At 68.3% G+C, this 25,392-nt stretch carries 22 protein-coding genes and 2 tRNA genes; 9 read left to right on the forward strand and 15 right to left on the reverse strand.

Annotated elements, in window-relative coordinates; all coding sequences use genetic code 11:
- Nucleotides 1–1,749: a GGDEF domain-containing protein gene (locus tag FG99_RS16150; protein WP_043271070.1), complete on the forward strand. Its 1,749-nt coding sequence runs from the start codon at nucleotides 1–3 to the stop codon at nucleotides 1,747–1,749.
- Nucleotides 1,750–1,756: 7 nt separating this feature from the next.
- On the opposite strand, the gene FG99_RS16155 is transcribed toward FG99_RS16150, so the two are convergent.
- The 7 genes from FG99_RS16155 to FG99_RS16185 all read right to left on the reverse strand — a co-directional run bounded on the left by FG99_RS16155 (nucleotide 1,757) and on the right by FG99_RS16185 (nucleotide 5,014).
- Nucleotides 1,757–2,236: a hypothetical protein gene (locus FG99_RS16155; protein WP_043271072.1), complete on the reverse strand. Its 480-nt coding sequence runs from the start codon at nucleotides 2,234–2,236 to the stop codon at nucleotides 1,757–1,759.
- Complete coding sequence (locus FG99_RS16160; protein ID WP_009620544.1) at nucleotides 2,233–2,598, reverse strand: hypothetical protein; 366 nt, start codon at nucleotides 2,596–2,598, stop codon at nucleotides 2,233–2,235. Before FG99_RS16160 ends, FG99_RS16155 begins: the two co-directional genes overlap by 4 nt.
- Nucleotides 2,595–2,912: a helix-turn-helix domain-containing protein gene (locus FG99_RS16165; RefSeq protein ID WP_043271074.1), complete on the reverse strand. Its 318-nt coding sequence runs from the start codon at nucleotides 2,910–2,912 to the stop codon at nucleotides 2,595–2,597. The genes FG99_RS16160 and FG99_RS16165 overlap by 4 nt, the downstream gene beginning before the upstream one ends.
- Before the next feature lie 171 nt (nucleotides 2,913–3,083).
- Complete coding sequence (locus FG99_RS16170) at nucleotides 3,084–3,509, reverse strand: YkvA family protein (RefSeq protein ID WP_009620548.1); 426 nt, start codon at nucleotides 3,507–3,509, stop codon at nucleotides 3,084–3,086.
- A 368-nt stretch (nucleotides 3,510–3,877) separates the two neighbouring features.
- Nucleotides 3,878–4,615 (reverse strand): BamJ family beta-barrel-assembly machinery protein, encoded by a 738-nt coding sequence (locus tag FG99_RS16175; protein ID WP_009620550.1) that lies wholly within the window; start codon nucleotides 4,613–4,615, stop codon nucleotides 3,878–3,880.
- Between the two features lie 231 nt (nucleotides 4,616–4,846).
- Nucleotides 4,847–4,923: transfer RNA gene (locus FG99_RS16180), tRNA-Asp, on the reverse strand.
- Nucleotides 4,924–4,938: 15 nt separating this feature from the next.
- Nucleotides 4,939–5,014 (reverse strand) — tRNA-Val (locus FG99_RS16185).
- Nucleotides 5,015–5,192: 178 nt separating this feature from the next.
- Here FG99_RS16185 and rdgC point away from each other — a divergent pair.
- From rdgC to FG99_RS16205, 4 genes are all read left to right on the forward strand, one after another.
- Complete coding sequence (gene rdgC / locus FG99_RS16190; RefSeq protein WP_009620552.1) at nucleotides 5,193–6,113, forward strand: recombination-associated protein RdgC; 921 nt, start codon at nucleotides 5,193–5,195, stop codon at nucleotides 6,111–6,113.
- A 270-nt stretch (nucleotides 6,114–6,383) separates the two neighbouring features.
- Nucleotides 6,384–7,328, forward strand: a complete 945-nt coding sequence (locus tag FG99_RS16195) for a bile acid:sodium symporter family protein (protein WP_043271076.1) — start codon at nucleotides 6,384–6,386, stop codon at nucleotides 7,326–7,328.
- 142 nt (nucleotides 7,329–7,470) lie between these two features.
- Nucleotides 7,471–7,785, forward strand: a complete 315-nt coding sequence (gene sugE, locus FG99_RS16200; protein ID WP_009620556.1) for a quaternary ammonium compound efflux SMR transporter SugE — start codon at nucleotides 7,471–7,473, stop codon at nucleotides 7,783–7,785.
- 191 nt (nucleotides 7,786–7,976) lie between these two features.
- Nucleotides 7,977–8,186 (forward strand): cold-shock protein, encoded by a 210-nt coding sequence (locus FG99_RS16205; RefSeq protein WP_009620558.1) that lies wholly within the window; start codon nucleotides 7,977–7,979, stop codon nucleotides 8,184–8,186.
- Nucleotides 8,187–8,235: 49 nt separating this feature from the next.
- On the opposite strand, the gene FG99_RS16210 is transcribed toward FG99_RS16205, so the two are convergent.
- From FG99_RS16210 to FG99_RS16220, 3 genes are all read right to left on the reverse strand, one after another.
- Nucleotides 8,236–10,110 carry an MFS transporter gene (locus FG99_RS16210; protein ID WP_043271078.1) on the reverse strand — a complete coding sequence of 625 codons (1,875 nt, stop codon included), beginning with the start codon at nucleotides 10,108–10,110 and terminating at the stop codon, nucleotides 8,236–8,238.
- A 508-nt stretch (nucleotides 10,111–10,618) separates the two neighbouring features.
- Entirely contained in the window at nucleotides 10,619–11,479 is an 861-nt protein-coding gene (locus tag FG99_RS16215; protein ID WP_043271080.1) for an AraC family transcriptional regulator, read from the reverse strand.
- Nucleotides 11,480–11,488: 9 nt separating this feature from the next.
- Entirely contained in the window at nucleotides 11,489–12,058 is a 570-nt protein-coding gene (locus tag FG99_RS16220) for a GNAT family N-acetyltransferase (protein WP_009620564.1), read from the reverse strand.
- Nucleotides 12,059–12,309: 251 nt separating this feature from the next.
- Between FG99_RS16220 and FG99_RS16225 the strand changes: the two genes are divergently transcribed.
- Together FG99_RS16225 and FG99_RS16230 are read left to right on the forward strand one after the other, a co-directional pair.
- Nucleotides 12,310–15,786 (forward strand): PAS domain-containing hybrid sensor histidine kinase/response regulator, encoded by a 3,477-nt coding sequence (locus FG99_RS16225; RefSeq protein ID WP_043271082.1) that lies wholly within the window; start codon nucleotides 12,310–12,312, stop codon nucleotides 15,784–15,786.
- A gap of 648 nt (nucleotides 15,787–16,434) precedes the next feature.
- Nucleotides 16,435–17,694 carry an MgtC/SapB family protein gene (locus tag FG99_RS16230; protein WP_009620567.1) on the forward strand — a complete coding sequence of 420 codons (1,260 nt, stop codon included), beginning with the start codon at nucleotides 16,435–16,437 and terminating at the stop codon, nucleotides 17,692–17,694.
- Between the two features lie 119 nt (nucleotides 17,695–17,813).
- On the opposite strand, the gene FG99_RS16235 is transcribed toward FG99_RS16230, so the two are convergent.
- On the reverse strand, nucleotides 17,814–18,569 hold the full coding sequence (locus tag FG99_RS16235) for a MerR family transcriptional regulator (protein ID WP_134163506.1): 756 nt from the start codon (nucleotides 18,567–18,569) through the stop codon (nucleotides 17,814–17,816).
- A 403-nt stretch (nucleotides 18,570–18,972) separates the two neighbouring features.
- Here FG99_RS16235 and FG99_RS16240 point away from each other — a divergent pair, with 403 nt between their 5' ends.
- Both FG99_RS16240 and FG99_RS16245 read left to right on the forward strand, forming a co-directional pair.
- Nucleotides 18,973–20,760, forward strand: coding sequence for an SDR family oxidoreductase (locus FG99_RS16240; protein WP_043271084.1), 1,788 nt, complete (start codon nucleotides 18,973–18,975; stop codon nucleotides 20,758–20,760).
- Nucleotides 20,757–21,644: a metal-dependent hydrolase gene (locus FG99_RS16245; protein WP_043271086.1), complete on the forward strand. Its 888-nt coding sequence runs from the start codon at nucleotides 20,757–20,759 to the stop codon at nucleotides 21,642–21,644. The genes FG99_RS16240 and FG99_RS16245 overlap by 4 nt, the downstream gene beginning before the upstream one ends.
- A 331-nt stretch (nucleotides 21,645–21,975) precedes the next feature.
- On the opposite strand, the gene rmuC is transcribed toward FG99_RS16245, so the two are convergent.
- From rmuC to FG99_RS16265, 4 genes are all read right to left on the reverse strand, one after another.
- A complete protein-coding gene (gene rmuC, locus FG99_RS16250) occupies nucleotides 21,976–23,340 on the reverse strand; it encodes a DNA recombination protein RmuC (protein ID WP_162493543.1) in 1,365 nt (454 codons plus the stop codon).
- A 524-nt stretch (nucleotides 23,341–23,864) separates the two neighbouring features.
- A complete protein-coding gene (locus FG99_RS16255) occupies nucleotides 23,865–24,071 on the reverse strand; it encodes a hypothetical protein (protein ID WP_043271090.1) in 207 nt (68 codons plus the stop codon).
- 75 nt (nucleotides 24,072–24,146) lie between these two features.
- Complete coding sequence (locus tag FG99_RS16260; RefSeq protein WP_043271092.1) at nucleotides 24,147–24,917, reverse strand: RES family NAD+ phosphorylase; 771 nt, start codon at nucleotides 24,915–24,917, stop codon at nucleotides 24,147–24,149.
- Entirely contained in the window at nucleotides 24,918–25,286 is a 369-nt protein-coding gene (locus FG99_RS16265) for an antitoxin Xre/MbcA/ParS toxin-binding domain-containing protein (protein WP_043271094.1), read from the reverse strand.
- Nucleotides 25,287–25,392 lie beyond the last annotated feature (106 nt).

Raw genomic sequence — 25,392 nt, forward strand, 5'->3', positions numbered from 1 at the left:
ATGACCGTCACCGAGCAGTTGAGCGCGCTGGCCCAGATCATCGCTCACGGCGACCTGCATTGTCTGTTCCAACCCATAGTGTCGCTCTCCGAGCGGCGCCTGGTGGGCTACGAGGCCCTCACCCGCGGCCCCTCCAACAGCCCGCTGCACTCCCCCCTCACCCTGTTCAGCACCGCGCGCCACGCCGGCCGCCTGAGCGAGCTGGACGTGCTCTGCCGGCGCCGCGCCTGCCAGCGCTTCCACGAGCTGGGGCTGGGCGGCAAGCTGTTCCTCAACGTCGCCCCCGAGTCACTGCTGGACCCCAGCCACCAGCCCGGCCGTACCCTGCAGTTGCTGCAGACCCTCGGCATAGCGCCGGGCGACGTGGTCATCGAGCTGACCGAGCAGGCGCCCATCGAGGACTTCGGCCTGCTCGACACCGCGCTGCACCACTACCGCGCCATGGGCTTCTGCATCGCCCTGGACGACCTAGGCGCCGGCTACTCCAGCCTGCGCCTGTGGTCGGAGCTGCGCCCGGACTACGTGAAGATCGACCGCCACTTCATCGACGGCATCCACCAGGACGGCGTCAAGCGCGAGTTCGTCGGCTCCATCCTGAAGATGGCCCACGCCTCCCGCGCCCAGGTGATAGCCGAGGGGATCGAATTGCCGGAGGAACTGGCGGTGCTCTCGGAGATGGGCGTCGACCTGGTCCAGGGCTACCTGATCGGCCGCCCGCAGGAACAGCCGGTGCGCGAGGTCCGCGGCCTGCTGCCGGACCTCGACCGCACGGACGCCCTGCACGGCGAGGAACAGGCCGACCTGCGCCCGCTGTTGCTGGAACAGCCGGCGGTGAGCCGCGACACGCCGATCGCCGAAGTGCTGGAAGCATTCCGCGCCCAGGCCAACCTGAACGCCCTGGCGGTGCTCGACGAGCACCAGCAGCCGGTGGGCATCGTCCACCGCCATGCGCTCTCCGATGCCCTGCTCAAGCCCTTCGGCACCGAACTGTACGCACGCAAGCCGATCAGCCGGCTGATGAGCGAGGACTTCCTCGCGGTGGAGCGCAGCCAGTCGCTGCAGCAAGTCAGCCGCCTGCTCACCAGCCGCGCGCGGCAGCGCATCGAGGAAGACTTCATCATCACCCAGGGCGGCCGCTACCTCGGCCTGGGCCGGGTGATCGACGTGCTCAAGCTGATCACCGAACTGAAGATCCGCCAGGCGCGCTACGCCAACCCGCTGACCCTGCTGCCGGGCAACGTGCCCATCCAGCAGTGCCTGGGCCGTCTACTGCAACAGGAGCGCGAGGCCGCGGTGTGCTACGTCGACATCGACAGCTTCAAGCCCTTCAACGACCTCTACGGCTACGCCCGCGGCGACGAAGTACTGCTGTGCCTGGCGCAATGCCTGAGCGACCGGGTGGACCCCGGCTGCGACTTCGTCGGCCACATCGGCGGCGACGACTTCATGCTGGTGTTCACCTCCGGGGACTGGCGCAACCGCCTCAACCAGTTGCTGGAGGACTTCCAGGGCCAGTGCCGGCGCTTCTACAACCAGGAGCACCTGCAGGCCGGCTGCTTCGTCGCCTACAACCGCCGCGGCCAGCGCCAGGAGTTCCCGCTGCTGTCGCTGTCGATCGGCGTGGTGCACCTCAAGCCCGGCGCCGGCGAACGCCTGGACGCGGCGCAACTGGCGAGCATCGCCTCCGAGGCCAAGCGCCACGCCAAGGAAATCCCCGGCTACAGCCGACACGTCATCACACTGGAATAGAAGCCGCTCAGAGTCCGAGACGCGCCGCCAGGGCCTGATAGCGTTCGGCTTGCTCGGCATCGGCGGCGAGGCCTTCGGCCCCGTCGCGATAGAGCTCGGCCAGGCGCCGCGCGGCCAGCGGATGACCGGCCTCGGCGGCCTGGGCCCAATGACGCGCAGCAGCGGCACCGTCCGGCTGCCGCTGCGCGCTGCCCTGCAGGGCCTGCACGCCCAGTTGGTAGGCAGCCTTGGCATCACCGCCGGCGGCCGCCAGGGCGAGCAAGCGCAGGCCCTCCTCGCGGGCGCCGAAGCCCTGGCCACGGAACAGCAGCAGGTGGCCGTAGAAGCTCTGCGCCGCCACGTCGCCGAGGTTGGCCATGCGCGAGAACTGCCCCTGCATCCACTGCCAGGCGCGCGGCTGGCGGACCAGCCAGGGCCAGCCCATCAGGCGTCGCGCCATGGCGTAGGACAGGCGGGCGCGCAGGCGCCAGACGAACTCGCGGCTCACGGCTCTTCCGGATAGTCGAATTCGAACACCCGCACCACCTCGGCGGCATGCCAGCCCGCCGCCGCCGGGCCGTCAGAAGCGCCGGAGAAGCGCCCCAGGCGCTCCACGCACTCGAAGAACCCGGTGCGCGGCAGGCGGCTGGCGCCCTGGCTGATCACCAGCGAACTACGCAGCGGCCGGCCGGCGCGGGCATCGAGCTGCGCCAGGTGTTCCAGGGCCGCGGTCAGGGTGGTCATCGCCGGGGTCGGCAGTTGCAGGCGCTCGATCAGTGCCCGGTAGGTCAACAGGTGGCGCTGGCGGCGCGCGTCTTCCAGCTCGTCCAGCAAGCCCTGCCAATGCTTGCGGCTGATATGCACGCTCAAGATGCCGACTCCGACTTCGCTCCCAGTGCGCGACGCAGGCCGTGCTCGATGGCTTCGCTGACCTCGCGCTCGCCGCTTTCGATCATCCCCAGGTAGGACGGGCTGATCCCCACCTCGCGAGCCACGCTCTCCAGGGACAGGCCACGCGCCTCGCGCAGTTCGCGCCAGGAGGCGGTCGGCGCCGCCGCCGTGACGACGGCTGCCGCTGGCGGGGCGGCGCGGGCGCCGGCAGCGGCCAGCAGCGCCTGGTAGTCGGCCCAGGGAAGCACGGCGTACTCCGCTTCGCCGTCTCGTGTGATCACTTGCACATTCATCGACAACACTCCTTGCATGCCGGCATTTCAACGGGCAATGACGGCAACCACTGGCGCCTGCCCGGCATTCCGACCCTTCACAGTATCGCCCATGAAACGCCGCTCGGCCTCATCGGGCGCATCATCGCGCACGGCATCGCAACGCCGCGCACGGTTCGCGTGGACGGCAACTCAGCCGCGCGCCGGCCGCTCCGGCCCCGGCAGCAGCGCCAGGGACTGGCGCGTCTCGCGGCTCTGCGCGTCGCGCCAGAGCTTGAAGGCATCCAGCTCGGCCTGCCAGTGGCGCACCACCCAGGCCAGCACCGCCAGGTCGTCCAGCAGGCCCACGCCGGGCAGCCAGTCGGGAATCATGTCCAGCGGCGAGAGGAAATACAGCAGCGCCGCCACCACGGCCAGCAGCGCCCTGGGGTTGAGCTGGCGATACTGCCCGCGCACGGTGGCCAGGGCGAGTTCCTGCAGCAGGCGCAGGTCGGCCTTGACCAGCTTCAGGCGCGCGCTCTTGCGCGCCACGGCGAACAGCAGCGCCGGTACCCGGCCCCGGGCGAGAAAGCGTTCGGCCAGGGCCAGATAACGGTCGAAACCGGCGGGTTTCTTCATCGGGCACCTCGTTCCGGCGGTGTCGCCGGGGGACGTTTGGGTTATCCACCTTTCCTGTGGATAACTCTGTTGAAAGTATCCGGTCTCCACGCCGGAAAGCCCGTCGCCAGCGGCCTACAGACAGATCGGCGATTTTTTGTTCAGCTCAGGAAACCTTATAAAAATCATACAGTTGCGGCTATTCGATATCACCCTTCGCTGTCAAGCACCGGCCGTAACCACGGCTGCGACATATATGTGCATAAGGGTAACATCCCGCACCAGACTACGCCCTTTCCGACCGACTGGTCAGCCGCGGAGCAGCGCCATCTTCCTGCAGAAACAGGAACGCCCCGCACGGGCGGGGCGTCCTCTTGGTACGAATGTACTCAGTTCTGCGCCGGGGCTTGCGGCTGCTCGCCGCCGGCCTGGTTGGCATCCTTGATGCCCAGCAGTTCCAGGTCGAACACCAGCACCGAGTTGGCCGGGATGGTCGGGCTCGGGCTCTGCGAGCCGTAGGCCAGTTCGCTGGGGATGAACAGCTTGATCTTCTCGCCCACGTGCATCAGTTGCAGGGCTTCGACCCAGCCCGGGATCACGCCGTTGACCGGCAGGTCGATGGGGCTGCCGCGCTGGATGGAGCTGTCGAACACGGTGCCGTCGGTCAGCTTGCCCTCGTAGTGCACGGTGACCACGTCGGTGGCCTTGGGCTGCGGGCCGTCGGCCTTCTTCACCACTTCGTACTGCAGGCCGGACTTGGTGGTGACCACGCCTTCGCGCTTGCCGTTGTCCTCGAGGAACTTCTTGCCGGCCTTGAGGGTTTCCTCGCTCAGCTTGGCCATGCGCTCCTCGGAACGCTTCTGCAGGTCGGTGAACGCCTGGGTCAGCTCTTCATCGGTGACGCGCTGCGGCTTCTTGCCGATGGCATCTTCGATGCCCTGGGCGACGGCCTTGGAGTCCAGATCGTTCATGCCTTCCTGGGCCAGGCTCTTGCCCATGTTCAGGCCGATGCCGTAGGAGGCCTTCTGCGCCGACGTCTTGAGCTCCACATTGGCAGCCTGCTGATCGCAGCCCGCGAGAACCAGGCCGACCAGTGCGATCGCTGCCGCCAACCGATGTTGTTTCATGCTGATTCCTTGTCTGATTGCCATGCTGGCATTTCGATGAAACCGCGAGCTTATCAGGGCGCCGCGGCCAATGGCTATGGGCAATAGGAACCACTGCCGGGGGATAAGTTCCCACGGCAAACTTATAGAAAAATTAACGGGATAGGCGTTGCGAACGGCGTCGCACGCGGGTCGTTTCCGGAGCCGGAAAAGACAAAGCCCCCAGGCATTTCTGCCTGAGGGCTTGGAATATGGCGCAGCGGACGGGACTCGAACCCGCGACCCCCGGCGTGACAGGCCGGTATTCTAACCGACTGAACTACCGCTGCGTCGGACCTCGAGTTTGGTGGGTGATGACGGGATCGAACCGCCGACCCTCTGCTTGTAAGGCAGATGCTCTCCCAGCTGAGCTAATCACCCTTCACTCTCGAAGTGGGGCGCATTCTACGGAGGCATTCGCACCCTGGCAAGCCCCCGCGTGAAAAATTTTTTCTGCCGTTCCAAAGGCTTAGGAAAACGCCGGCGAAACGCCATGGGCTTGGCCTGGACCGCCGCTGTGGGAATAATGCAGTCCTTTGTGTCCGGGAGTTTGACCCTCATGTGGTTCCGTAACCTGCTCGTCTACCGCCTCACCCAGGATCTGCAGATCGATGCCGATGCCCTCGAGAAAGCCCTGGCCAGCAAGCCGGCGCGCCCCTGCGCCAGCCAGGAACTGACCACCTACGGCTTCACCGCGCCCTTCGGCAAGGGCCCCGACGCGCCCCTGGCCCACGTCAGCCAGGGCTTCTACCTGATCAGCGCGCGCAAGGAGGAACGCATCCTCCCCGGCAGCGTGGTGCGCGACGCGCTGAAGGACAAGGTGGACGAAATCGAGACCGCGCAGATGCGCAAGGTCTACAAGAAGGAACGCGACCAGCTCAAGGACGAGATCGTCCAGAGCCTGCTGCCGCGCGCCTTCATCCGCCGCTCCTCGACCTTCGCGGCGATCGCCCCGGAGCTGGGCCTGATCCTGGTCGATACCGCCAGCGCGAAGAAGGCCGAGGACCTGCTCTCCACCCTGCGCGAGGCCCTCGGCTCGCTGCCGGTGCGCCCGCTCAGCGTCAAGGTCGCGCCCAGCGCCACCCTCACCGACTGGGTGAAGACCCAGGAGGCCGCCGGCGACTTCTTCGTGCTCGACGAGTGCGAACTGCGCGACACCCACGAGGACGGCGGCGTGGTGCGCTGCAAGCGCCAGGACCTGACCAGCGACGAGATCCAGCTGCACCTGTCCTCCGGCAAGCTGGTCACCCAGCTGGCGCTGGCCTGGTCGGACAAGCTCAGCTTCGTGCTCGACGACAAGCTGGCGATCAAGCGCCTGCGCTTCGAGGAACTGCTGCAGGAGCAGGCCGAGAAGGACGGCGGCGACGACGCCCTCGGCCAGCTCGACGCCAGCTTCATCCTGATGATGCTGACCTTCGGCCAGTTCCTGCCGGCGCTGTTCGAAGCGCTCGGTGGCGAGGAAATCCCCCAGGGCATCTAAGAACCAGCCCACGATCTGCTGCGCGTCGGCATAACTGCGTTGAAAACAGGCGAGTGATGCTCATTTAGCGGACTAAACTCGAACGCGAGCCCGGTGCCTCCCTCGCCTGTTTGACTCGCTGCGCTCGCCCTTCGGGCCAGCCTTCGGCTGTTACTCCCGTTGGTCGTTGCGCCTTGTTCTGCTCTAGCTCGCGAGATCGTGAACAGGTTCTTCAGAAGGTCGGCGCCCTATATGGCGCCGGCCCGACAATAACGACAAGGATCACCGTCCATGCGCGCCATCGCCTTGCTGAGCCGCTTCGTCGGCAACACCTTCGCCCTCTGGGTACTGCTGTTCGCCGTGCTGGCCTTCCTCGCGCCGCAGTGGTTCCGCCCGCTGGCGCCGGCGATAGTGCCGATGCTCGGCATCGTCATGTTCGGCATGGGCCTGACGCTGAAGCTGGAAGACTTCGCCGAAGTGGCGCGGCACCCCTGGCGCGTGTGCCTGGGCGTGGTCGCCCACTTCGTCATCATGCCCGGCGTGGCCTGGCTGCTGTGCCAGCTGCTGCACCTGCCGCCGGAGATCGCCGTGGGCGTGATCCTGGTCGGCTGCTGCCCCAGCGGCACCGCCTCCAACGTCATGACCTGGCTCGCCCGCGGCGACCTGGCGCTGTCGGTGGCCATCGCCGCGGTGACCACCCTGCTCGCCCCGCTGCTGACGCCGGCGCTGATCTGGCTGCTGGCCTCGGCCTGGCTGCCGGTGTCCTTCGCCGAGCTGTTCTGGTCGATCCTGCAGGTGGTGCTGCTGCCCATCGCCCTCGGCGTGGTCGCCCAGCGCCTGTTCGGCGCACGGGTGGGCAAGGTGGTGGAAGTGCTGCCGCTGGTCTCGGTGGTGTGCATCGTGGTGATAGTCGCGGCGGTGGTGGCGGCCAGCCAGGCGAAGATCGCCGAGTCCGGCCTGCTGATCATGGCCGTGGTGATCCTGCACAACGGCTTCGGCTTCCTCCTCGGCTACCTCGCCGGGCGCGTCTTCGGCCTGCCCCTGGCGCAGCGCAAGTCGCTGGCCCTGGAAGTCGGCATGCAGAACTCCGGGCTTGGCGCGGCCCTGGCCAGCGCGCACTTCTCGCCGCTGGCGGCGGTGCCCAGCGCGTTGTTCAGCGTCTGGCACAACATCTCCGGGGCCACCCTGTCGAGCTGGTTCCGCCGCTTGACGGACAAGCCCGAACAGACCTCCTGAAACCTGCTGGCCCGGGCGGCGCCTGCACAGGTTGCCGTCCGGGCCAGATTGTGCAAAATACTGCACATCGTGAGGACGACCTCACCACCGCCTGGTGCACCGACGGGGACGGCCCTGCCATCGACTACCCTCGGAGGTCCCCATGTCCTGGTTCATCCTTTTCCTCGCCGGCCTGTTCGAAGTGGCCTGGGCCGTCGGTCTGAAATACACCGAAGGTTTCACCCGCCTGTGGCCCAGCGTGCTGACCGCGCTGGCCATGGCCGCCAGCATAGGCCTGCTGGGCCTGGCCATGAAACACCTGCCGCTGGGCACCGCCTACGCCATCTGGACCGGCATCGGCGCGCTGGGCACGGTGACCCTCGGCATCCTGCTGTTCGGCGAATCCGTCGCCCCGCTGCGCCTGCTCAGCATCGCGCTGATCCTCTGCGGCCTGGTCGGGCTGAAGTTAAGCCATTGAAATCGGCACGTCCGTCCTGTCGCTTTCCCGGAAAAGTCCCGGTATGCTGCGGCAACTGTGCTTGCCAGGATCGTCACGGCTGATGACCTGAAGGCGGCGACGCTCTTCGTTCGGCCCGGCCCACACCTTGCAACTCAGAACAGGCGGCGGTAACGCCGTGCAGCAAACCACAACGTTCAAGGTGTAACTCCATGTCGAATCGTCAGACCGGCACCGTCAAATGGTTCAACGATGCCAAGGGCTTTGGCTTCATCACCCAGGAAAACGGTGGCGACCTGTTCGTTCACTTCCGTTCCATCCAGGGCAATGGCTTCAAGTCGCTGCAGGAAGGCCAGAAGGTCTCCTTCATCGTTGTAGAAGGCCAGAAAGGCCTGCAGGCGGACGAAGTTCAGGTCATCTGAACCTCGCGCCCCTGTGAAAAAGCCCCGGCTCTGCCGGGGCTTTTTCGTTTCAGCGGGCGTTGCCGCGCAGGTCCGCCACCTGCGCCTGCAGGTGCAGGCGCCCGGCCTCCTGCGGCGGCAGCGGCTGCCCCGCCACCAGGCGCACGCGCGACCAGAAGCGGCGGAAGAAGCCCTTGTCCGGGTCGCGGCTGAAGAAGCTGCCCCACAGGCCCTGCAGCGCCATGGGGATCACCGGCACCGGGGTTTCCTCGATGATCCGCTCCACCCCGCCGCGGAACTCGTTCATCTCGCCGTCGGCGGTCAGCTTGCCCTCGGGGAAGATGCACACCACCTCGCCGTCCTTCAGGTACTGCGCCACGCGGCGGAAGGCCTCCTCGTAGATGCGCTCGTCCTCGTGGCGCGCGGCGATGGGCACGGCGCCGGCGGTGCGGAAGATGAAGTTGAGCACCGGCAGGCGGAAGATCTTGTAGTACATCACGAAGCGCACCGGGCGGCGGATGGAGCCGGCGATGAGCAGCGCGTCGACGAAGGACACGTGGTTGCACACCAGCACCACCGGCCCCTCGTCGGGGATGGCCTCGAGGTTCTGGTGGTCGACGCGGTACATGGAGTGGCTGAGCAGCCAGACCAGGAAGCGCATGGTGAACTCGGGCACGATCTTGAAGATGTACACGTTCACCGCGACGTTCATCAGCGACAGCACCAGGAACAGCTGCGGGATGCTCAGCCTGGCCACCGACAGCAGCAGGATCGAGACGACGGCGGCAACCACCATGAACAGCGCGTTGAGGATGTTGTTCGCGGCGATCACCCGGGCCCGCTTGTCCTCCTCGGTGCGCGCCTGGATCAGGGCGTACAGCGGCACTATGTAGAAGCCGCCGAAGATGCCGATGCCGAGGATGTCGCCGAGCACCGCCCAGCTCTGCGGGTGCTCCAGCACTTCCAGCCAGGTGAATGGCGCGGCGCCGACGGGGAAGCCGCCGCTGTGCCACCACAGCAGGATGCCGAACAGGCTCAGGCCGATGGAGCCGAAGGGCACCAGGCCGATCTCCACCTTCTTGCCCGAGAGCTTCTCGCAAAGCATCGAGCCCAGGGCGATGCCCACCGAGAATACGGTGAGGATCAGCGTCACCACGCTCTCGTCGCCGTGCAGCAGCTCCTTGGCGTAGGTGGGGATCTGCGTCAGGTAGACGGCGCCGAGGAACCAGAACCAGGAGTTGCCCACCAGCGAGCGCGACACCGCCGGGCGCTGGCCGAGGCCCAGGCGCAGGATGGCCCAGGACTGCTTGAAGATGTTCCAGTCCAGCTGCAGCTGCGGCAGCGCGGCGGCGGCGCGGGGAATGCCGCGGCTGGCCAGGAAGCCGCAGATAGCCACCAGCACCACGGCGATGCCCACCGCCGGGGCGTAGGCCTGGCGCGACATCAGCACGCCGGCGCCGATGGTGCCGGCGAGGATGGCCAGGAAGGTGCCCATCTCCACCAGGGCGTTGCCGCCGACCAGCTCGTCGTCGCGCAGGTGCTGCGGCAGGATCGAGTACTTCACCGGGCCGAACAGCGCCGAGTGGGTGCCCATGGCGAACAGCGCGAGGAACAGCAGCGGCAGGCTGCCGAGCAGGAAGCCCGCGGCGCCGACCAGCATGATGACCACCTCGGCCAGCTTCAGGGCGCGCATCAGCGCGTCCTTGTTGAACTTCTCGCCGAACTGCCCGCCCAGGGCGGAGAACAGGAAGAACGGCAGGATGAACAGCAGGGCGCAGAGGTTGACCAGCAGGTTGCGGTCACCGCCGACGCTCAGGTGGTAGAGGATAGCCAGGATCAGCGATTGCTTGAAGATGTTGTCGTTGAAGGCGCCGAGCAACTGGGTGATGATGAACGGCAAAAAGCGCCGGGAGCCCAGCAGGGCGAATTGCGAGTGTTGGCTCATCGTCCGTGTGTACCTGGTCAGGCGACCCCGAAAGCGGGCCGGGAGAACGCCGCGGCGTCCGTCGCAGATTTGACTGCAACTGCGATGCCTCTGGCCACATCCACGGGCAAAAATTCCGAATTGCCTCTCGCATGACCGGACAGGCCGGGGCGAAATCGCGGACAGAGTGCGCTCGTTGTTTCCGACTGCACCGAGGTGCGCTTCGTAGGATGGGTTGAGCTTGCGAAACCCATGCGGTCATGGCGATGGGTATCGCTTCGCTCAACCCATCCTACGGGGCTGCCCCACCCACACCGGCCCCATGTAGGAGCGCGCCCTGCGCGCGAATCGCGGGCAGGGCCCGCTCCTACAGGTTGCACGGTATTCCTCCCCCGTAGGAGCGGACCTTGTCCGCGATAGCCGGAACCACCGGCGCGATTCGCGGATGAGATCCGCTCCTACGCCGCCCCACCCGCACCATTCCATGTAGGAGCGCGCCCTGCGCGCGAATCGCGGGCAGGGCCCGCTCCTACAGGTTGCCGGGTGGCAGGCCGGAGCGTCCGCAAGCCTGGCGGTATTCGCCCGGCGCCACGCCGTAGGCCTGCTTGAACTGGCGACTCAGGTGACTCTGGTCGGCGTAGCCCAGTTGCGCCGCCACCGAGGCTGGCGCGCAGCCGCCCTTGAGCAGGGCGCGGGCCTGTTCCAGGCGGCGTTGCTTGATCCAGGCGTGGGGCGGCAGGCCGGTGGCCTTGCGGAACACCCGGGCGAAGTGGAAGGGCGACAGGTTCACCGCCGCCGCCAGTTCTTCCAGCGACGGCGGCTCGACCAGCCGGGCCGCCAGCAGCTCGCGGGCGCGGGCCACCGCCTGGGGTTCCTGGCCGGCCGGCCGCGCCTCGGGCACCCGCGCATGGCGCTGGAACAGCAACAGCAATGCCTCGCGCCAGCAGGTCTGGCGCTCCAGGCTGCTGGCATTGGACTCCAGCAGGCGGTGCACGTGCAGGAAGGCACGGCTCAGCTCGGGATCGTGCAACACGCTGGCGTCGAAGGTTGGCAGGCCGCGGCCACCCAGTTCCAGCTCGTCGAGCACGCTGCCGACCTGCCCGATCTCCGGATAGAAACCACGGTACAGCCAGCCCGCCTCGTGGGCCTTGGAGCCGGTGTGCACCTCGTCGGGATTGATCAGCACCAGGCTGCCGCTGGGCGCCAGGTGCTCGGCGCCGCGGTGGCGGAAGCGCTGGGCGCCCTGCTCGATCAGCACCAGGGCGAAGCCTTCGTGGACGTGGGGGGCGAAGCGCTGCTCGATGAAGCGCGCGTGCAGCAACTCCAGCCCGCCCAGTTCCTGGGCCCGCCAGAAGCGCGTGCGCTCGCCCTGGGCGCTGTCGAGGGGCATGCCGGGGCCTCAGCCGATGAAGCCGGCTTCCAGGGCGGCCTTCACCTGCGGCCACTCCAGGTCGGTGATGCTGTAGAGCACGCTGTCGTCCAGGCGCCCGCCGGCCAGGCGCCGGTGGTTGCGCAGCACGCCCTCGCGCACCGCGCCGAGCTTCTCGATGGCGCGCTGCGAGCGCAGGTTGCTGGCGGCGGTCTTCAGCTGCACGCGGACCATCTTCCAGTTGTCGAAGGCCTGGCGCAGCATCAGGTACTTGATGCTGGCGTTCAGCCCGGTGCCGTGCTGCGCCGCATCCAGCCAGGTGCCACCGATCTCGCAGGCCGGCAGCGCCGGAAGGAAATCCATGAAGCGGGTGGTGCCCACCAACTGGTTGCCCAGGCGCACCACCAGCGGCAGGGCGCGGCCCTCGCGCTGCTCGGCGAGGCTGTTGCGGTACCAGTCCGGGCGCTGCGGCGCGCTCATGAACTTCAGCGCCTCGCGATTGGCCTCGGCCAGCGCCACCAAGTCCGGCACGTCGGCCTCGACCATGGGCTCCAGGCGCAGCGCACCGCGCTGCAGGGTGATGGGTGACGGTCTGAACATGGCCCCTCCTCGTACCTCGACTTTCCGCCGGCTCCTATCGGAACCCGGCGCCCGGCAATAGTGCCACAGCCGCGCCAGGGCGCGACGGGCGGGGGCCGGGCGAAAAGGCCGGCAAAGCTACCAGCGCTTTCCCAGTGCGGCAAGCGGCCTCTGAGACCTTGGTCGCAGGGGTTCTGACAGCATCGGACTTTGGTGCGAAACTGCATCCCAGCAGCTCCTGCGGGGGAGCGAGTCGATTTGTCGGAGTTCGCATGTCGTTGTCCAGTGGGCTGATCGCCACGGTCGCCCTTCTCTACATGGCCATCCTGTTCGCCATCGCCTTCTATGGCGACCGCCGCCGCGCGCCCCTGTCGCCGCGCCTGCGCGCCTGGGTCTACAGCCTGTCGCTGGCGGTGTACTGCACCAGTTGGACCTTCTTCGGCGCCGTCGGCCAGGCCGCCGGCCAGCTCTGGTCGTTCCTGCCGATCTACCTCGGCCCGGTATTGCTGATGCTCTTCGCGCCCTGGGTGCTGCAGAAGATGATCATGATCAGCAAGCAGGAGAACATCACCTCCATCGCCGACTTCATCGCCGCGCGCTACGGCAAGTCCCAGGCCCTGGCGGTGGTGGTGGCGCTGATCTGCGTGGTCTGCGTGCTGCCCTACATCGCCCTGCAGCTCAAGGGCATCGTGCTGGGCGTGAACCTCCTGATCGGCGCCGGCGCCGACTCCGGCGGCAGCCGCGCCCAGGACACGGCGCTGATCGTCTCGCTGGTGCTGGCGCTGTTCACCATCGTCTTCGGCACCCGCAGCCTTGACGTCACCGAGCACCACCGCGGCATGGTGCTGGCCATCGCCTTCGAGTCGCTGGTCAAGCTCACCGCCTTCCTCGCCGTCGGCATCTTCGTCACCTTCGGCCTCTACGACGGCTTCGGCGACCTGTTCGACAAGGCCCGCGAAGCCCCGCAGCTGGCCGAATACTGGCAGGAGACCGTGCACTGGCCGGCCATGCTGCTGCAGACCGGCGTGGCCATGACCGCCATCATGTGCCTGCCGCGGCAGTTCCACGTGCTGGTGGTGGAGAACATCGAGCCGCGCGACCTCAACCTGGCGCGCTGGGTGTTCCCCGCCTACCTGGTGCTGGCCGCGCTGTTCGTGGTGCCCATCGCCCTGGCCGGGCAGATGCAGCTGCCGGCCGGGGTCATCCCCGACTCCTTCGTGATCAGCCTGCCGCTGGCCGAGGCGCACCCGGCGCTGGCGCTGCTGGCCTTCATCGGCGGCGCCTCGGCGGCCACCGGCATGGTCATCGTGGCCAGCGTGGCGCTGTCCACCATGGTCTCCAACGACATGCTGCTGCCCTGGCTGCTGCGCCGCAAGGGCACCGACGCCGAGCAGCCGTTCGAGGTGTTCCGCCACTGGCTGCTGACCGTGCGCCGGGTGAGCATCGCGCTGATCCTCCTGCTGGCCTACGTCAGCTACCGCCTGCTGGGCTCCACCGCGAGCCTGGCGACCATCGGCCAGATCGCCTTCGCCGCCATCGCCCAGCTGGGCCCGGCGATGATCGGCGCGCTGTACTGGAAGCAGGCCAACCGCCGCGGCGTGTTCGCCGGCCTCGCCGCCGGCGCCGCGCTCTGGGCCTATACCCTGGTGCTGCCGGTGATCGCCCGCAGCCTGGGCTGGCCGCTGGAGCACTTCCCCGGGCTGACCTGGCTGGCCACCCACCCCTTCGGCATCAACATCGAGCCGCTGACCCTCGGCGTGCTGCTCTCGTTGATCGGCAACTTCGCCCTGTTCGGCCTGGTCTCGGTGTTCTCCCGCACCCGCGTCTCCGAGCACTGGCAGGCCAGCCGCTTCATCGGCCAGGAAATCTCCCAGCGGCTCAGCTCGCGCTCGATGCTGGCGGTGCAACTGGAAGACCTGCTGATGCTCGCCGCGCGCTTCGTCGGCGAGGAGCGCGCGCGGCAGAGCTTCATCCGCTTCGCCTACCGCCAGGGCAAGGGCTTCGTGCCCAGCCAGAACGCCAACGACGAGTGGATCGCCCACACCGAGCGCCTGCTCGCCGGCGTGCTCGGCGCCTCCTCGGCGCGCGCGGTGGTGAAGGCCGCCATCGAGGGCCGCGAGATGCAGGTGGAGGACGTGGTGAAGATCGCCGACGAAGCCTCCGAGGTGCTGCAATTCAACCGCGCGCTGCTGCAGGGCGCCATCGAGAACATCACCCAGGGCATCAGCGTGGTCGACCAGTCGCTGCGCCTGGTGGCCTGGAACCACCGCTACATCGAGCTGTTCGACTACCCCGAGGGGCTGATCCACGTCGGCCGGCCGATCGCCGACATCATCCGCTACAACGCCGAGCGCGGCCTGTGCGGGCCCGGCGACCCCGACCTGCACGTGGCCAAGCGCCTGTACTGGATGCGCCAGGGCACCCCGCACACCTCAGAGCGGCTGTTCCCCAACGGCCGCGTCATCGAGCTGATCGGCAACCCCATGCCCGGCGGCGGCTTCGTCATGAGCTTCACCGACATCACCGCGTTCCGCGACGCCGAGCACGGCCTCAAGGAAGCCAACGAGAGCCTGGAGCAGCGCGTCGAGGAACGCACCCAGGAACTCTCCCAGCTGAACCAGGCACTGACCGAGGCCAAGGGCACCGCCGAGGCCGCCAACCAGTCGAAGACGCGCTTCCTCGCCGCGGTCAGCCACGACCTGATGCAGCCGCTGAACGCCGCGCGGCTGTTCTCCGCGGCGCTGGCGCAGAGCGAACTGCCCGGCGAGGCCAGCGACCTGGTGCGCCACCTGGACTCCTCGCTGCGTTCGGCCGAGGACCTGATCACCGACCTGCTGGACATCTCGCGCCTGGAAAGCGGCCGCGTCAGCGCCGAGCGCGCGGCCTTCCCGCTCAGCGCCCTGCTCGACCCGCTGGGCGCCGAGTTCCGCGCCCTGGCCCAGGAACAGGGCATCGACTTCCACCTGCGCGGCAGCAAGCTGCGGGTGGACAGCGACATCAAGCTGCTGCGTCGGGTGCTGCAGAACTTCCTGACCAACGCCTTCCGCTACGCCAAGGGCCGCGTGCTGCTGGGCGTGCGCCGCGAGGACGGGCACCTACGCCTGGAAGTGTGGGACCGCGGCCCAGGCATCCCCGAGGACAAGCTCAGCGTGATCTTCGAGGAATTCAAGCGCCTGGACAGCCACCAGACCCGCGCCGAGAAGGGCCTGGGCCTGGGTCTTGCGATCGCCGACCGGCTGTGCAAGGTGCTCGGCCACCGCCTGCAGGTGCGCTCCTGGCCGGGCAAGGGCAGCGTGTTCAGCGTCAGCGTGCCGCTGGCGCGGCAACCGGCGCCGGCCGAGCTCAACGGCCACAAGGCCGAGGTGCCCACCGAGCTCAACGGCGCCCAGGTGCTGTGCGTGGACAACGAGGACAGCATCCTGGTCGGCATGAACAGCCTGCTCAGCCGCTGGGGCTGCCGCGTGCTCACCGCGCGCAGCAAGGCCGAGTGCGAGCAACTGCTGGACAGCGACGCGCGCCCGGAACTGGCGCTGATCGACTACCACCTGGACAACGGCGAGACCGGCGCCGAACTGATGGCCTGGCTGCGCACGCGACTGGGCGAGCCGGTGCCCGGCGTGGTGATCAGCGCCGACGCCCGCCCCGAGCTGGTGGCGCAGATCCACGCCGCCGGCCTGGAATTCCTCGCCAAGCCGGTGAAGCCGGCGGCGCTACGGGCGCTGCTGAGCCGGCACCTGAGCTTGCGCTGAGGCGACGTCGTAGGGCGCATAACGCCTACGGCGTTATCCGCCGCCTGGCCTTGCTTGCCGGCGGCTCCGGGGTTGACCTTGGCGTTGGCTGTGGCCCCGGCGTATCGGCGGATAACCGCGAACGGTTATCCGCCCTACGGTTCCGGGAGGCACGGTATTCCTCCCCCGTAGGAGCAACTGTCTTGCAAGCCGCACCAGAGTGCTTTGCGTAGGATGGGTTGAGCTTGCGAAACCCATGCGGTTGCGCTGATGGGTATCGCTTCGCTCAACACCATCCTACGGGTCTTGTGCCTGTCTGAGGGGTAGGACCTTGTCCGCGATAGCCGGAACCACCGGCGCAATTCGCGGATGAGATCCGCCTACGCCACCCCAGCCGCGCCACGCCCTTGTAGGAGCGCGCCCTGCACGCGAATCGCGGGCAGGGCCCGCTCCTACAAATGGGTCCGGAGGTGGCATGACGTAGGAGCAACTGTCTTGCCGGCTACACCGCGAAGCTCTTCGTAGGAGCCATGCCCACCGGAACCTTGTCCGCGATAGCCGGACGTCCCGCCGCGAATCACGAATGAAATCCCCCACCTTGACCTGGAACATCCCCTCCACGCCGTCAGCTTCTAGACTCCCAGCATCCCCGCACGGAGCCGCCCCGCGATGCTGGACCACATGGAACTCGTCCTCGACCTCACCACCGCCCTGGCCATCGGCCTGCTGGTCGGCACCGAGCGCGGCTGGCGCGAGCGCGACTTCGAGGACATCCGCCAGGTCGCCGGCATCCGCACCTTCACCCTGGCCGGCCTGCTGGGCGGCTTGAGCGCGCTGCTGGCCGGGCACTTCGGCGTCTGGGCCTGGGCGGTGATGGCGCTGCTGGTGGGCCTGCTGGCGGTGGCCGGCTACCTGGCCGACGTGGGCCGCAGCGGCGACCAGGGCATGACCAGCGAGGTCGCCCTGCTCGCCACCTTCCTGCTGGGCAGCCTGGCGGTGGCCGACAGCCGCCTGCTGGCCGCCGGCGGCGGCGTGGTGGTGGCTCTGCTGCTGAGCCTGAAGGAATCCCTGCATGCCGCGCTGAAGCACCTGGACGCCCGCGAACTCTCGGCGGCCTTCAAGCTGCTGTTCATCTCGGTGGTGATGCTGCCGGTGCTGCCCAACCAGGGCTACGGTCCCTGGCAGGTGTTCAACCCCTACGCCAGCTGGTGGATGGTGGTGCTGATCGCCGGCCTGGGCTTCGCCGCCTACGTCGCCGTGCGCCTCACCGGCACCCGCCACGGCCTGCTGATCACCGCGCTGCTCGGCGGCCTGGTGTCGTCCACGGCGATGACCCTCACCCTCGCCGGCATGCACGGGCAACGCCGCCTGCAACCGCTGCTGGCCGCCGGCCTGCTGGCCACCTCGGCGCTGATGTTCCCGCGGGTGGCCCTGGAGGTCGGCCTGGTCAACGTCGAGCTGCTGCCGGACCTGCTGCCGCCGCTGATCGTCGCCACCCTGGTCTATGCCGGCGGCGCGCTGCTGTATTGGCAGCGCGCCAGCCGGGACGAGACGCCCGCCACCAGCGAACCGCCGCTGAAGAACCCCTTCGAACTGGGCCCGGCCCTGCGCTTCGCCGCCCTGCTGGCGCTGATCCTGTTCCTGGTCGAGGCCGGGCACCGCTACCTGGGCGACGTCGGCGTGTACCTGGTGGCGCTGCTCTCGGGCCTGGCCGACGTCGACGCCATCACCCTGTCCCTGGCCAGCAACGCCCTGGGCGGGCTGGACGCCGAAGTGGCCGGGCATGGCATCGTCCTCGCCGTGGTCAGCAACAGCCTGGTCAAGGCCGTCCTGATCGCCCTGGTCGGCGGCGCCCGGCTGGCCCTGCGCTGCGTACCGGTGATGGTCGCCGGCCTCGCCGCGGGGGCGCTGACGCTGCTCTTCGTGTAGATCAGACGAGCCAATGCAACGCCCGTAGGATGGGTGGAGCGAAGCGATACCCATCGCCATGACCGCATGGGTTTCGCAAGCTCAACCCATCCTACGAAAAGCACCTTGCAGAAGCGGCGTCAGCGCGGCTGCTCGAACTGGCGGAGGATCTCCCCCACGCGCTCACCGAGCATCTCGTTGGCCGACCGCTTCAGGCCCCGCGCCAGCTCCACCAGCACCACCTGCTCGGCCAGCGGACGCAGGCGCATGAACACCTCGGCCAGTTGCTCCAGGTCGGCCGCGCCGGGCAGCAGCTCGGCGCCGCGCTTGTCCACCAGGTGGGTGACCACCAGGCGCACGATGCCGGCGGCCAGGTGCTCGGTGTCGCCGCGCAGCACCGCCAGGTGCTCCAGCAGCGCGGCCAGGGGAATGCCCGAGCGGTACAGCTCGACGCCGGCGTTGAACAACCGCGGGCTGGGAATGCTGATGCGCTCGCCGTCGAATTGCAGCAGGCCCTGCTGCAGGGCGCGGTCGATGACCTCGTCGTCGAGTTCGTCGCCGAAGATCGCCTGCAGTTCGTCGAAGCCGATCTGCCCCGGCGTCTCCAGGTTCCAGGCGCCGAGGATGGCCTGGTCCAGGCCCAGCACGTGGTCGAGGTCGTGGCCGCGCTCCCAGCTTTCCAGCAGCTCCTTGATGTTCGACAGGCCGTAGCCGCGCTCCAGCAGGCCGCCGATCAGGCGCAGGCGGCGCAGGTGGCTGGCGAAGTACACGCCGCTGCGGCCGCGCCGCTCGGGCGGCGGCAGCAGGCCGCGGTCCTGGTAGGCGCGGATGTTGCGCACCGTGCTGCCGGCCTCGCGGGCCAGCTCGTCGACGCTGAATTCGCGCTCGTCCTCCATCTCCGCCGGGCTTTGCTCGGGGCGCTGGAGCAGGCGCTGCAGAAGGCTCAGGGGCGTGCTCATGGCGGCGATCATAGCCAGCGCCCGGCGCCGGCCACAACCGCAAGGCATCGATACCCAAGCGCTTGCGAAGCCCGTCACAACGCCCAACCAAAGGCGGGACTTCATCGCCCCGCGTACCCTGCCCTTTCCGCCAAACCCGCATGGCGACTGGGCTGCGCGCCGCTGCCCGCATTGGTAACAGCGCCGCCGGGCATGGCGCGGGCGGGGCGAATGGGTCAGCATCCATCGTGACATCGACCAATGTCATGGTCGCTCCGTACAACAACAATGGCCTGGAGAACGTCATGCCCCGAGGCACCCCGTCCGTCCATCCGCTCCCGCCGCCTGCACGGGAGGCCGCATGAACGCCATGCTCGAAAACCCCGGCCTGCCGCCGGCCGAACGCCTCGACGTGCAATCCGGCGCGGTGCGCCTGGCGGTGTACCGCTGGGGCGATGCGAACAAGCCGATGCTGCTGTTCGTCCACGGCTACCCGGACAACCACGAGGTCTGGCTGCCGCTGATCGCCCGCCTGCTCGGCCGCTACCAGGTGGTGGCCTACGACGTGCGCGGCGCCGGCGCCTCGGACAAGCCGCGGCGCACCCGCGACTACCGCCTGGAACTGCTCAGCCAGGACCTGAAAGCCGTGCTCGACGCCGTCAGCCCCGAACGCGCGGTGCACCTGGTGGCCCACGACTGGGGCTCGATCCAGACCTGGGAGAGCGTCACCGACCCGGCGTTGCGCGAACGCATCGCTTCCTACACCAGCATCTCCGGGCCCTGCCTGGACCACGTCGGCCACTGGATGCGCGACCGCCTGCGACGCAGGCGCCCGGCCGCGCTGCTGCAGATGCTCAGCCAGCTGCTGCACTCCTGGTACATCTACTACTTCCACCTGCCGCTGCTGCCGGCGTTGTCCTGGCGCCTGGGCGCCGCGCACCTGTGGCCGCAGTACCTGCGCAAGGTCGAGGGCATCCGCAACCCCGGGCGCAACCCGCACCAGGCCAGCGACGGCGAGCACGGCGTGAAGCTGTACCGGGCCAACTTCATCGGTTCGATCTTCAAGCCGCGCAAGCGCCATACCGAGGTGCCGGTGCAACTGGTGGTGCCGACCCGCGACCGCTACGTCGGCCAGCAGCTGTTCCAGCAGCTCTCGCTGTGGGCGCCGCGGCTGTGGCGCCGCGAGGTGACCGCCGGGCACTGGCAACTGCTCGCCGAGCCGGAACAGCTGGCCGGCTGGATCGACGAATTCGCCCGCCACATCGACGGCGGCGAGGCCAGCCAGCCGCTGCAGCGCGCCCAGCAGAAACCCGGCGCCGGGCCCTTCGCCGGCAAGCTGGTGGTGGTCACCGGCGCCGGCGGCGGCATCGGCCGCTCCACGCTACTGCGCTTCGCCGAACAGGGCGCCAGCGTGCTCGCCGCGGACATCGACCCGGCCGCCGCCGAAGCCAGCGCCGCCCAGGCCCGCAGCCGTGGCGCCACGGCCTTCAGCTATTGCGTGGACGTCGGCGACAGCGCCGCCATGGAGCGCTTCGCCACCTGGGTGAAAAGCAGCCTGGGCGTGCCCGACGTGGTGGTCAGCAACGCCGGCATCGGCCTGGCCGGCGCCATGCTCGACACCAGCGCGCAGGACTGGGAGCGCCTGCTGCGCGTCAACCTGTGGAGCGTCATCGACGGCTGCCGCCTGTTCGGCCGGCAGATGGTCGAGGCCGGCAAGCCCGGGCACCTGGTCAACGTCGCCTCCGGCGTGGCCTTCGCGCCCTCGCGCAACTACCCGGCCTACGCCACCAGCAAGGCGGCGGTGCTGATGCTCAGCGAATGCCTGCGCGCCGAACTGGCCGGGCACGGCATCGGCGTCAGCGCCGCCTGCCCCGGCTTCGTCGACACCGGCATCGTCCAGGCCACCCGCTTCGCCGGCCTCAGCGAGGAGCAACAGGCCCGCCGCCGCGCCAAGGTGCAGCGCTTCTACCGCCGGCGCCGGCTGAGCCCGGACAGGGTGGGCGAGAAGATCGTCCAGGCCGTGCAGCGCAACCAACCGGTGGTCGCCGCCGGCGCCGAGGTGCACCTGGCGCGCTGGCAGTGGCGCCTGCTGCCCGGCCTGTCGCGCCTGTTCGCCCGTTTCGACCTGACTTCCCGAGGCCAACCATGACCGACCATCATCACCGCCTGGTGCAACGCAAGGTGCAGTTCGACTACAGCGCCTCGCCGCTGCACTGGATCCCCGGGCAGGCCGAGGCCTCCCACGTCATCAACGTCATCCACATGATGCTGCCGGCCGGCGAGCTGTGGTTCTGCCGCCTGTACAACAAGGCCCTGCCCTTCGTGAAGGACGCGCGCATGCGCGACGACGTGCAGGGCTTCATCCGCCAGGAAGCGATGCACGCCCGCGCCCACTCCGGCGCCGTGGAGCGCTACCTGACGGTGCACGGCATCGACTCCAGCCGCTACCTGAAGGCCATGGACTACCTGTTCGAGCAGTTGCTTAGCGACACCCCGCTGGGGCTGCAGTTGTTCAACAGAACGCCCTGGCTGCGCCGCTGGTGGATCGGCCAGCGCTGCGCCATAGTCGCGGCGGTCGAGCACTTCACCTGTGTGCTTGGCAAATGGGTGCTGGAAGCCGAGGCGCTGGACCGCGCCGGCTCCGACCCGGTGCTGCTGGACCTGTTCCGCTGGCACGGCGCCGAGGAAGTGGAGCACCGCAACGTCGCCCACGACCTGCACGTGCACCTGGGCGGCAGCTTCATCAGCCGCCAGCTGTGGATGTTCGTGGTCTGGCCGCTGATCATCTGGCTGTTCGCCTTCGGCACCCGCACCCTAGCCCGCCAGGACCCGAGCCTGGGCAGGCCGCGGCCCTTCTGGCGCATCTGGCGCGACAGCGAAAAGCGCGGCCTGCTGCCGCGGCGAGCCTCGCTGGCCGGAAGCTTCCTGCGCTACTTCAAGCCCTGGTACCACCCGGACCACGAGGCCAACACCCAGGAGGCCCTGGACTACCTGGCGCGCTCGCCGGCGGCGAGTCGGGCGGCGCGGGGTTGAGGGGAGTTCCGGGTAAGAGCAAGAGCACCCTCTCCCTAACCCTCTCCCTGAAGGGAGAGGGGACCGTTGGGCAGAGTTGGGTGTTCTGGAGTTAGCCGTCAACACCGAGGGTTACCGGCTGGAGCCATTCCTTCTCTCGGCACGGACAAGCCCCCTCTCCCTTCAGGGAGAGGGGACCGTTGGGCAGAGTTGGGTGTTCTGGAGTTAGCCGTCAACACCGAGGGTTACCGGCTGGAGCCATTCCTTCTCTCGGCACGGACTAGCCCCCTCTCCCTTCAGGGAGAGGGCTGGGGAGAGGGAGCGGACTCAATCCCCGCGCCACAGCCTAGGACTATTTGTCCTCTTCCAGAACCTGCGGCTCATCACCCAACGCCCGCTCCAGCCAGTCGCCCGGCAAGCTCTTGCTGGCCCGCGCGCCGAGCAGCTTGACCTGTTCCGCACGGCTGATCAGGTTGCCGCGGCCCTCGCAGAGCTTGTTGCGCGCCGCCGCGTAGGCCTTGTCCAGCTGCTGCAGGCGCGAGCCCATCTCGTCCAGGTCCTGGACGAAGAGCACGAACTTGTCGTACAGCGCGCCGGCGCGCTCGGCGATCTCGCGGGCGTTCTGCGTCTGCCGCTCCTGACGCCAGAGGCTGTCGATCACCCGCAGGGTGGCCAGCAGGGTGGTCGGGCTGACGATCACGATGTTGCGCTCGAAGGCCTCCTGGAACAGGTTCGGCTCGGCCTGCAGGGCCACCGAGAAGGCCGCCTCCACCGGCATGAACAGCAGCACGAAGTCCAGGCTGTGCAGGCCCTCCAGGCGCCGGTAGTCCTTGCCGGAGAGGCCCTTCACGTGGTTGCGCAGGGACAGCACGTGCTGCTTCAGCGCCTGCTGGCGGATCACCTCGTCGTCACTGGCGACGAACTGCTGGTAGGCGGTGAGGCTGACCTTCGCATCCACCACGACCTGCTTGTCGCCGGGCAGGCGGATCAGCACGTCGGGCTGGAAGCGCTCGCCGTCCGCCGCGCGCAGGCTGACCTGGGTCTCGTACTCGCGGCCCTTCTCCAGGCCGGCGTGTTCCAGCACACGCTCCAGCACCAGCTCGCCCCAGTTGCCCTGGGTCTTCTGGCCCTTGAGCGCGCGGGTCAGGTTGGTCGCCTCCTCGCCCAGGCGCAGGTTGAGCTGCTGCAGGCGCTCCAGTTCCTTGCCCAGGGAGAAGCGCTCGCGGGCTTCCTGTTGATAACTCTCTTCCACGCGTTTCTCGAAGGCCTGGATGCGCTCCTTCAGCGGGTCGAGCAACTGCCCCAGGCGCTGCTGGCTGGCCTCGGCGAAGCGTTGCTCGCGCTCCTCGAAGATCTTCCCGGCCAGCTCGGCGAACTGCGCGCGCAGCTCGTCCCGCGCCGCCTGCAGGTCGCCCAGGCGCTGCTGGTGGCCTTCCTGCTGCTCGCGCAGTTCGGCGGCCAGCGCGGCGCGTTCGGCGGACAGCCGGCGCAGTTCCTCCTCGCGGCTCTCGCGCTCGGCCTGCCAACTGCGCTCGGCCTGCTGCTGGCGCTCGCGCTCGGCGCGGCCCAGGTCCACCTCGCGGCGCAAGGCCGCGGCCTCGCCGGCCAGCTCGCCGTGGCGGCCGCTCAGGCGCTGGAAGGCTTCGCGCTCGGCCTCCAGTTGCGCGCCCAGGCCATCCTGGGCCAATTGCGCGGTGGTCAGGCGTTCGCGCAACAGCGCCAGTTCGCTCTCCTGCCGCGCCGCGCGCTCGCGCAGGTGCCAGGCCAACCAGCCCAGCGGCAGCGTGGCGGCCAGCAGTCCGATCAGCAGGTTGGGCAAGTCGACGGGCATGGGCGCTCCAGGGCGGGTGGTCGCAGGAAAATTCGCGCCATGGTAGCAGCCGCGAATAGGAATTCAGTGCGGCTTTTGCCGTCAGGGCTCTTGACAACGCGGAAGGAAAGCAAGCGCTTGGGACAATCCACAGAAGCTGTGGATAACTGCGTGGATAAGGTGATGAAAACGTCTTATACGCCTTGCCCGCTGGGGCTGCCGCTTAGATTGGTGCTTTTTTCACCAATAAATAAAGCCATTAAAAATCAATAATTTACAAACGCTCAACGAAAAATCAAGCGCTTACGGAGGAATGTTTCCGGTGCTTGACAACAGCCACCAACATTGTGCACAAGTCCGCGCCGGACAGGGGCGGACCGCCTCATTTCAGGGCAATCCGAAGGGATTTTCAGGCAAGCTTCAGCAGCGAATCAGACGCATTCGCGGGCTCTGCGCCGACGTTCCTGGCTAGGAATATTGCCCGCCCCGGCAACAGGCGCGGCCTGGCCCAACGACTCCAGCACGCGCTCGTACATGCGTTGCGCGGTGGGCTTGTCGGGGTACTGGAAGAAGTACTGGTTGAGGTAGACGCGCCACTGGCGGCGGTCATGGGGATGGGCTTCCAGGCGAATGTCCATGGCGCACTCCGTTGCTTGGCCAGCGCAATAAGCTAGCGCGTTCGCCCCACCCCGCGCGGGCAGGACGACGGACGGTCACGCCGGATGCGGCAGGTCGCCCTCGACCAGGAATCCCGCGCGCGGGAACAGCCGCGGCGCCCCCGGCACCTGGGCATGCTTGAAGGCCACGTAGTCGGCGGTGGTCTCGCACAGCCAGGGCATGAGGTTGCGCGGGCGCTTGTCGACGAAGGCCGAAGGCACGAAGAGCGCGGCATTCAGCCCACCTTCCGGGCAGCGCGCCGAGCGGTATTCGAAGGCCTCCACCGCGGCAGCGCGCATGGCGCTGCCCAGCGCCTGGGTCAGGCGGTAGTCCCGCGGGTCCTGCAGGCGCTCGGCATAGCTGTCGAAGGGCGGCGCCTGCAGGCGTATGCCCCGTTGCACCTGGAAACGCGCCTCGAAAGAAGCGTGCTCGGAAAGGATGCGCCCGCTGGGCGGCGGGCTGGCCATCCCCTCCCAGAGCACGAAGCGGTAATAGGCCGCCTCGGCCATGGCCGTCTCCAGGCGCAACGCGGCGTAGAACAGGCTGGGTTCGTGGCGGCGGCCGAAGCGCGAGCCCCAGCGCAGCGGCGGGTAGCGGAACGGCGTCTTGAGCAGGTAGTGCAGGGTTTCGGTGGACGGCGGCAGGTGCGGCTTGCTGGTCTCGATCAGCTCTTCCAGCAGGGCCTGCTCCTCCAGGGTATCCACCAGTTGCAGGGTCGCGACCTGCTCCTGGCTCTCCACCAGGCGCACCAGCTTGCCCCGCAGCGGGGCTATGACCTGCTCGCCCCGGCATTCGCGCCACAGTTCGGCGCCGGCGTCGAGGGCCATTCAGATCTTGCCCCGGATGGCGTCGAGGTACTCGACCACCTGCACCAGGCCCTGCACCTGCTCCATCCGCTGCAGCGGCACACCGCTCAGGTGGCGGTTGGGGGTGCGCAGGAAGTGGCGCATGTCCTCCAGGTTGCCGCCGAACAGGGCGAAGAGCGCGCGGTATACCCGCACCAGCAGCAGCGCCAGCTCGCCGGTCTTGCTGCCCACCCGCAGGCCGCCGCTCTTCCAGCGGCTCACCGCGCTGCGGTCGACGCCGACGATGGCGGCCAGCTCCTGCTGCGTCATGCCCAGTTGCTCACGGGCAGCCAGTACCGCCTTGGCCAGGACCAGATCAGCCGACGGAGTTTCCCGGATCAGTGCGCTCATGCCGTACCTCTTTCGTGCATTTGATGCAAACATACCATCAAATGTGAAAACCGCACAAAGCACTTCCCCTTTTCCGGCAGAGCGCCGGACGCGGTTCGGGCGGCCA

Source organism: Pseudomonas sp. AAC, assembly GCF_000725445.1.
Classification (GTDB): Bacteria; Pseudomonadota; Gammaproteobacteria; order Pseudomonadales; family Pseudomonadaceae; genus Pseudomonas; species Pseudomonas citronellolis.

Excerpts from the sequence above, each read along its gene's own strand:
- FG99_RS16150 (WP_043271070.1), top strand. The coding sequence starts at position 1 with ATGACCGTCACCGAGCAGTTGAGCGCGCTGGCCCAGATCATCGCTCAC.
- FG99_RS16165 (WP_043271074.1), bottom strand. The coding sequence starts at position 2,912 with ATGAATGTGCAAGTGATCACACGAGACGGCGAAGCGGAGTACGCCGTG.
- FG99_RS16170 (WP_009620548.1), bottom strand. The coding sequence starts at position 3,509 with ATGAAGAAACCCGCCGGTTTCGACCGTTATCTGGCCCTGGCCGAACGC.
- FG99_RS16175 (WP_009620550.1), bottom strand. The coding sequence starts at position 4,615 with ATGAAACAACATCGGTTGGCGGCAGCGATCGCACTGGTCGGCCTGGTT.
- rdgC (WP_009620552.1), top strand. The coding sequence starts at position 5,193 with ATGTGGTTCCGTAACCTGCTCGTCTACCGCCTCACCCAGGATCTGCAG.
- FG99_RS16195 (WP_043271076.1), top strand. The coding sequence starts at position 6,384 with ATGCGCGCCATCGCCTTGCTGAGCCGCTTCGTCGGCAACACCTTCGCC.
- sugE (WP_009620556.1), top strand. The coding sequence starts at position 7,471 with ATGTCCTGGTTCATCCTTTTCCTCGCCGGCCTGTTCGAAGTGGCCTGG.
- FG99_RS16205 (WP_009620558.1), top strand. The coding sequence starts at position 7,977 with ATGTCGAATCGTCAGACCGGCACCGTCAAATGGTTCAACGATGCCAAG.
- FG99_RS16210 (WP_043271078.1), bottom strand. The coding sequence starts at position 10,110 with ATGAGCCAACACTCGCAATTCGCCCTGCTGGGCTCCCGGCGCTTTTTG.
- FG99_RS16215 (WP_043271080.1), bottom strand. The coding sequence starts at position 11,479 with ATGCCCCTCGACAGCGCCCAGGGCGAGCGCACGCGCTTCTGGCGGGCC.
- FG99_RS16220 (WP_009620564.1), bottom strand. The coding sequence starts at position 12,058 with ATGTTCAGACCGTCACCCATCACCCTGCAGCGCGGTGCGCTGCGCCTG.
- FG99_RS16225 (WP_043271082.1), top strand. The coding sequence starts at position 12,310 with ATGTCGTTGTCCAGTGGGCTGATCGCCACGGTCGCCCTTCTCTACATG.
- FG99_RS16230 (WP_009620567.1), top strand. The coding sequence starts at position 16,435 with ATGCTGGACCACATGGAACTCGTCCTCGACCTCACCACCGCCCTGGCC.
- FG99_RS16235 (WP_134163506.1), bottom strand. The coding sequence starts at position 18,569 with ATGGAGGACGAGCGCGAATTCAGCGTCGACGAGCTGGCCCGCGAGGCC.
- FG99_RS16240 (WP_043271084.1), top strand. The coding sequence starts at position 18,973 with ATGAACGCCATGCTCGAAAACCCCGGCCTGCCGCCGGCCGAACGCCTC.
- FG99_RS16245 (WP_043271086.1), top strand. The coding sequence starts at position 20,757 with ATGACCGACCATCATCACCGCCTGGTGCAACGCAAGGTGCAGTTCGAC.
- FG99_RS16255 (WP_043271090.1), bottom strand. The coding sequence starts at position 24,071 with ATGGACATTCGCCTGGAAGCCCATCCCCATGACCGCCGCCAGTGGCGC.
- FG99_RS16260 (WP_043271092.1), bottom strand. The coding sequence starts at position 24,917 with ATGGCCCTCGACGCCGGCGCCGAACTGTGGCGCGAATGCCGGGGCGAG.
- FG99_RS16265 (WP_043271094.1), bottom strand. The coding sequence starts at position 25,286 with ATGAGCGCACTGATCCGGGAAACTCCGTCGGCTGATCTGGTCCTGGCC.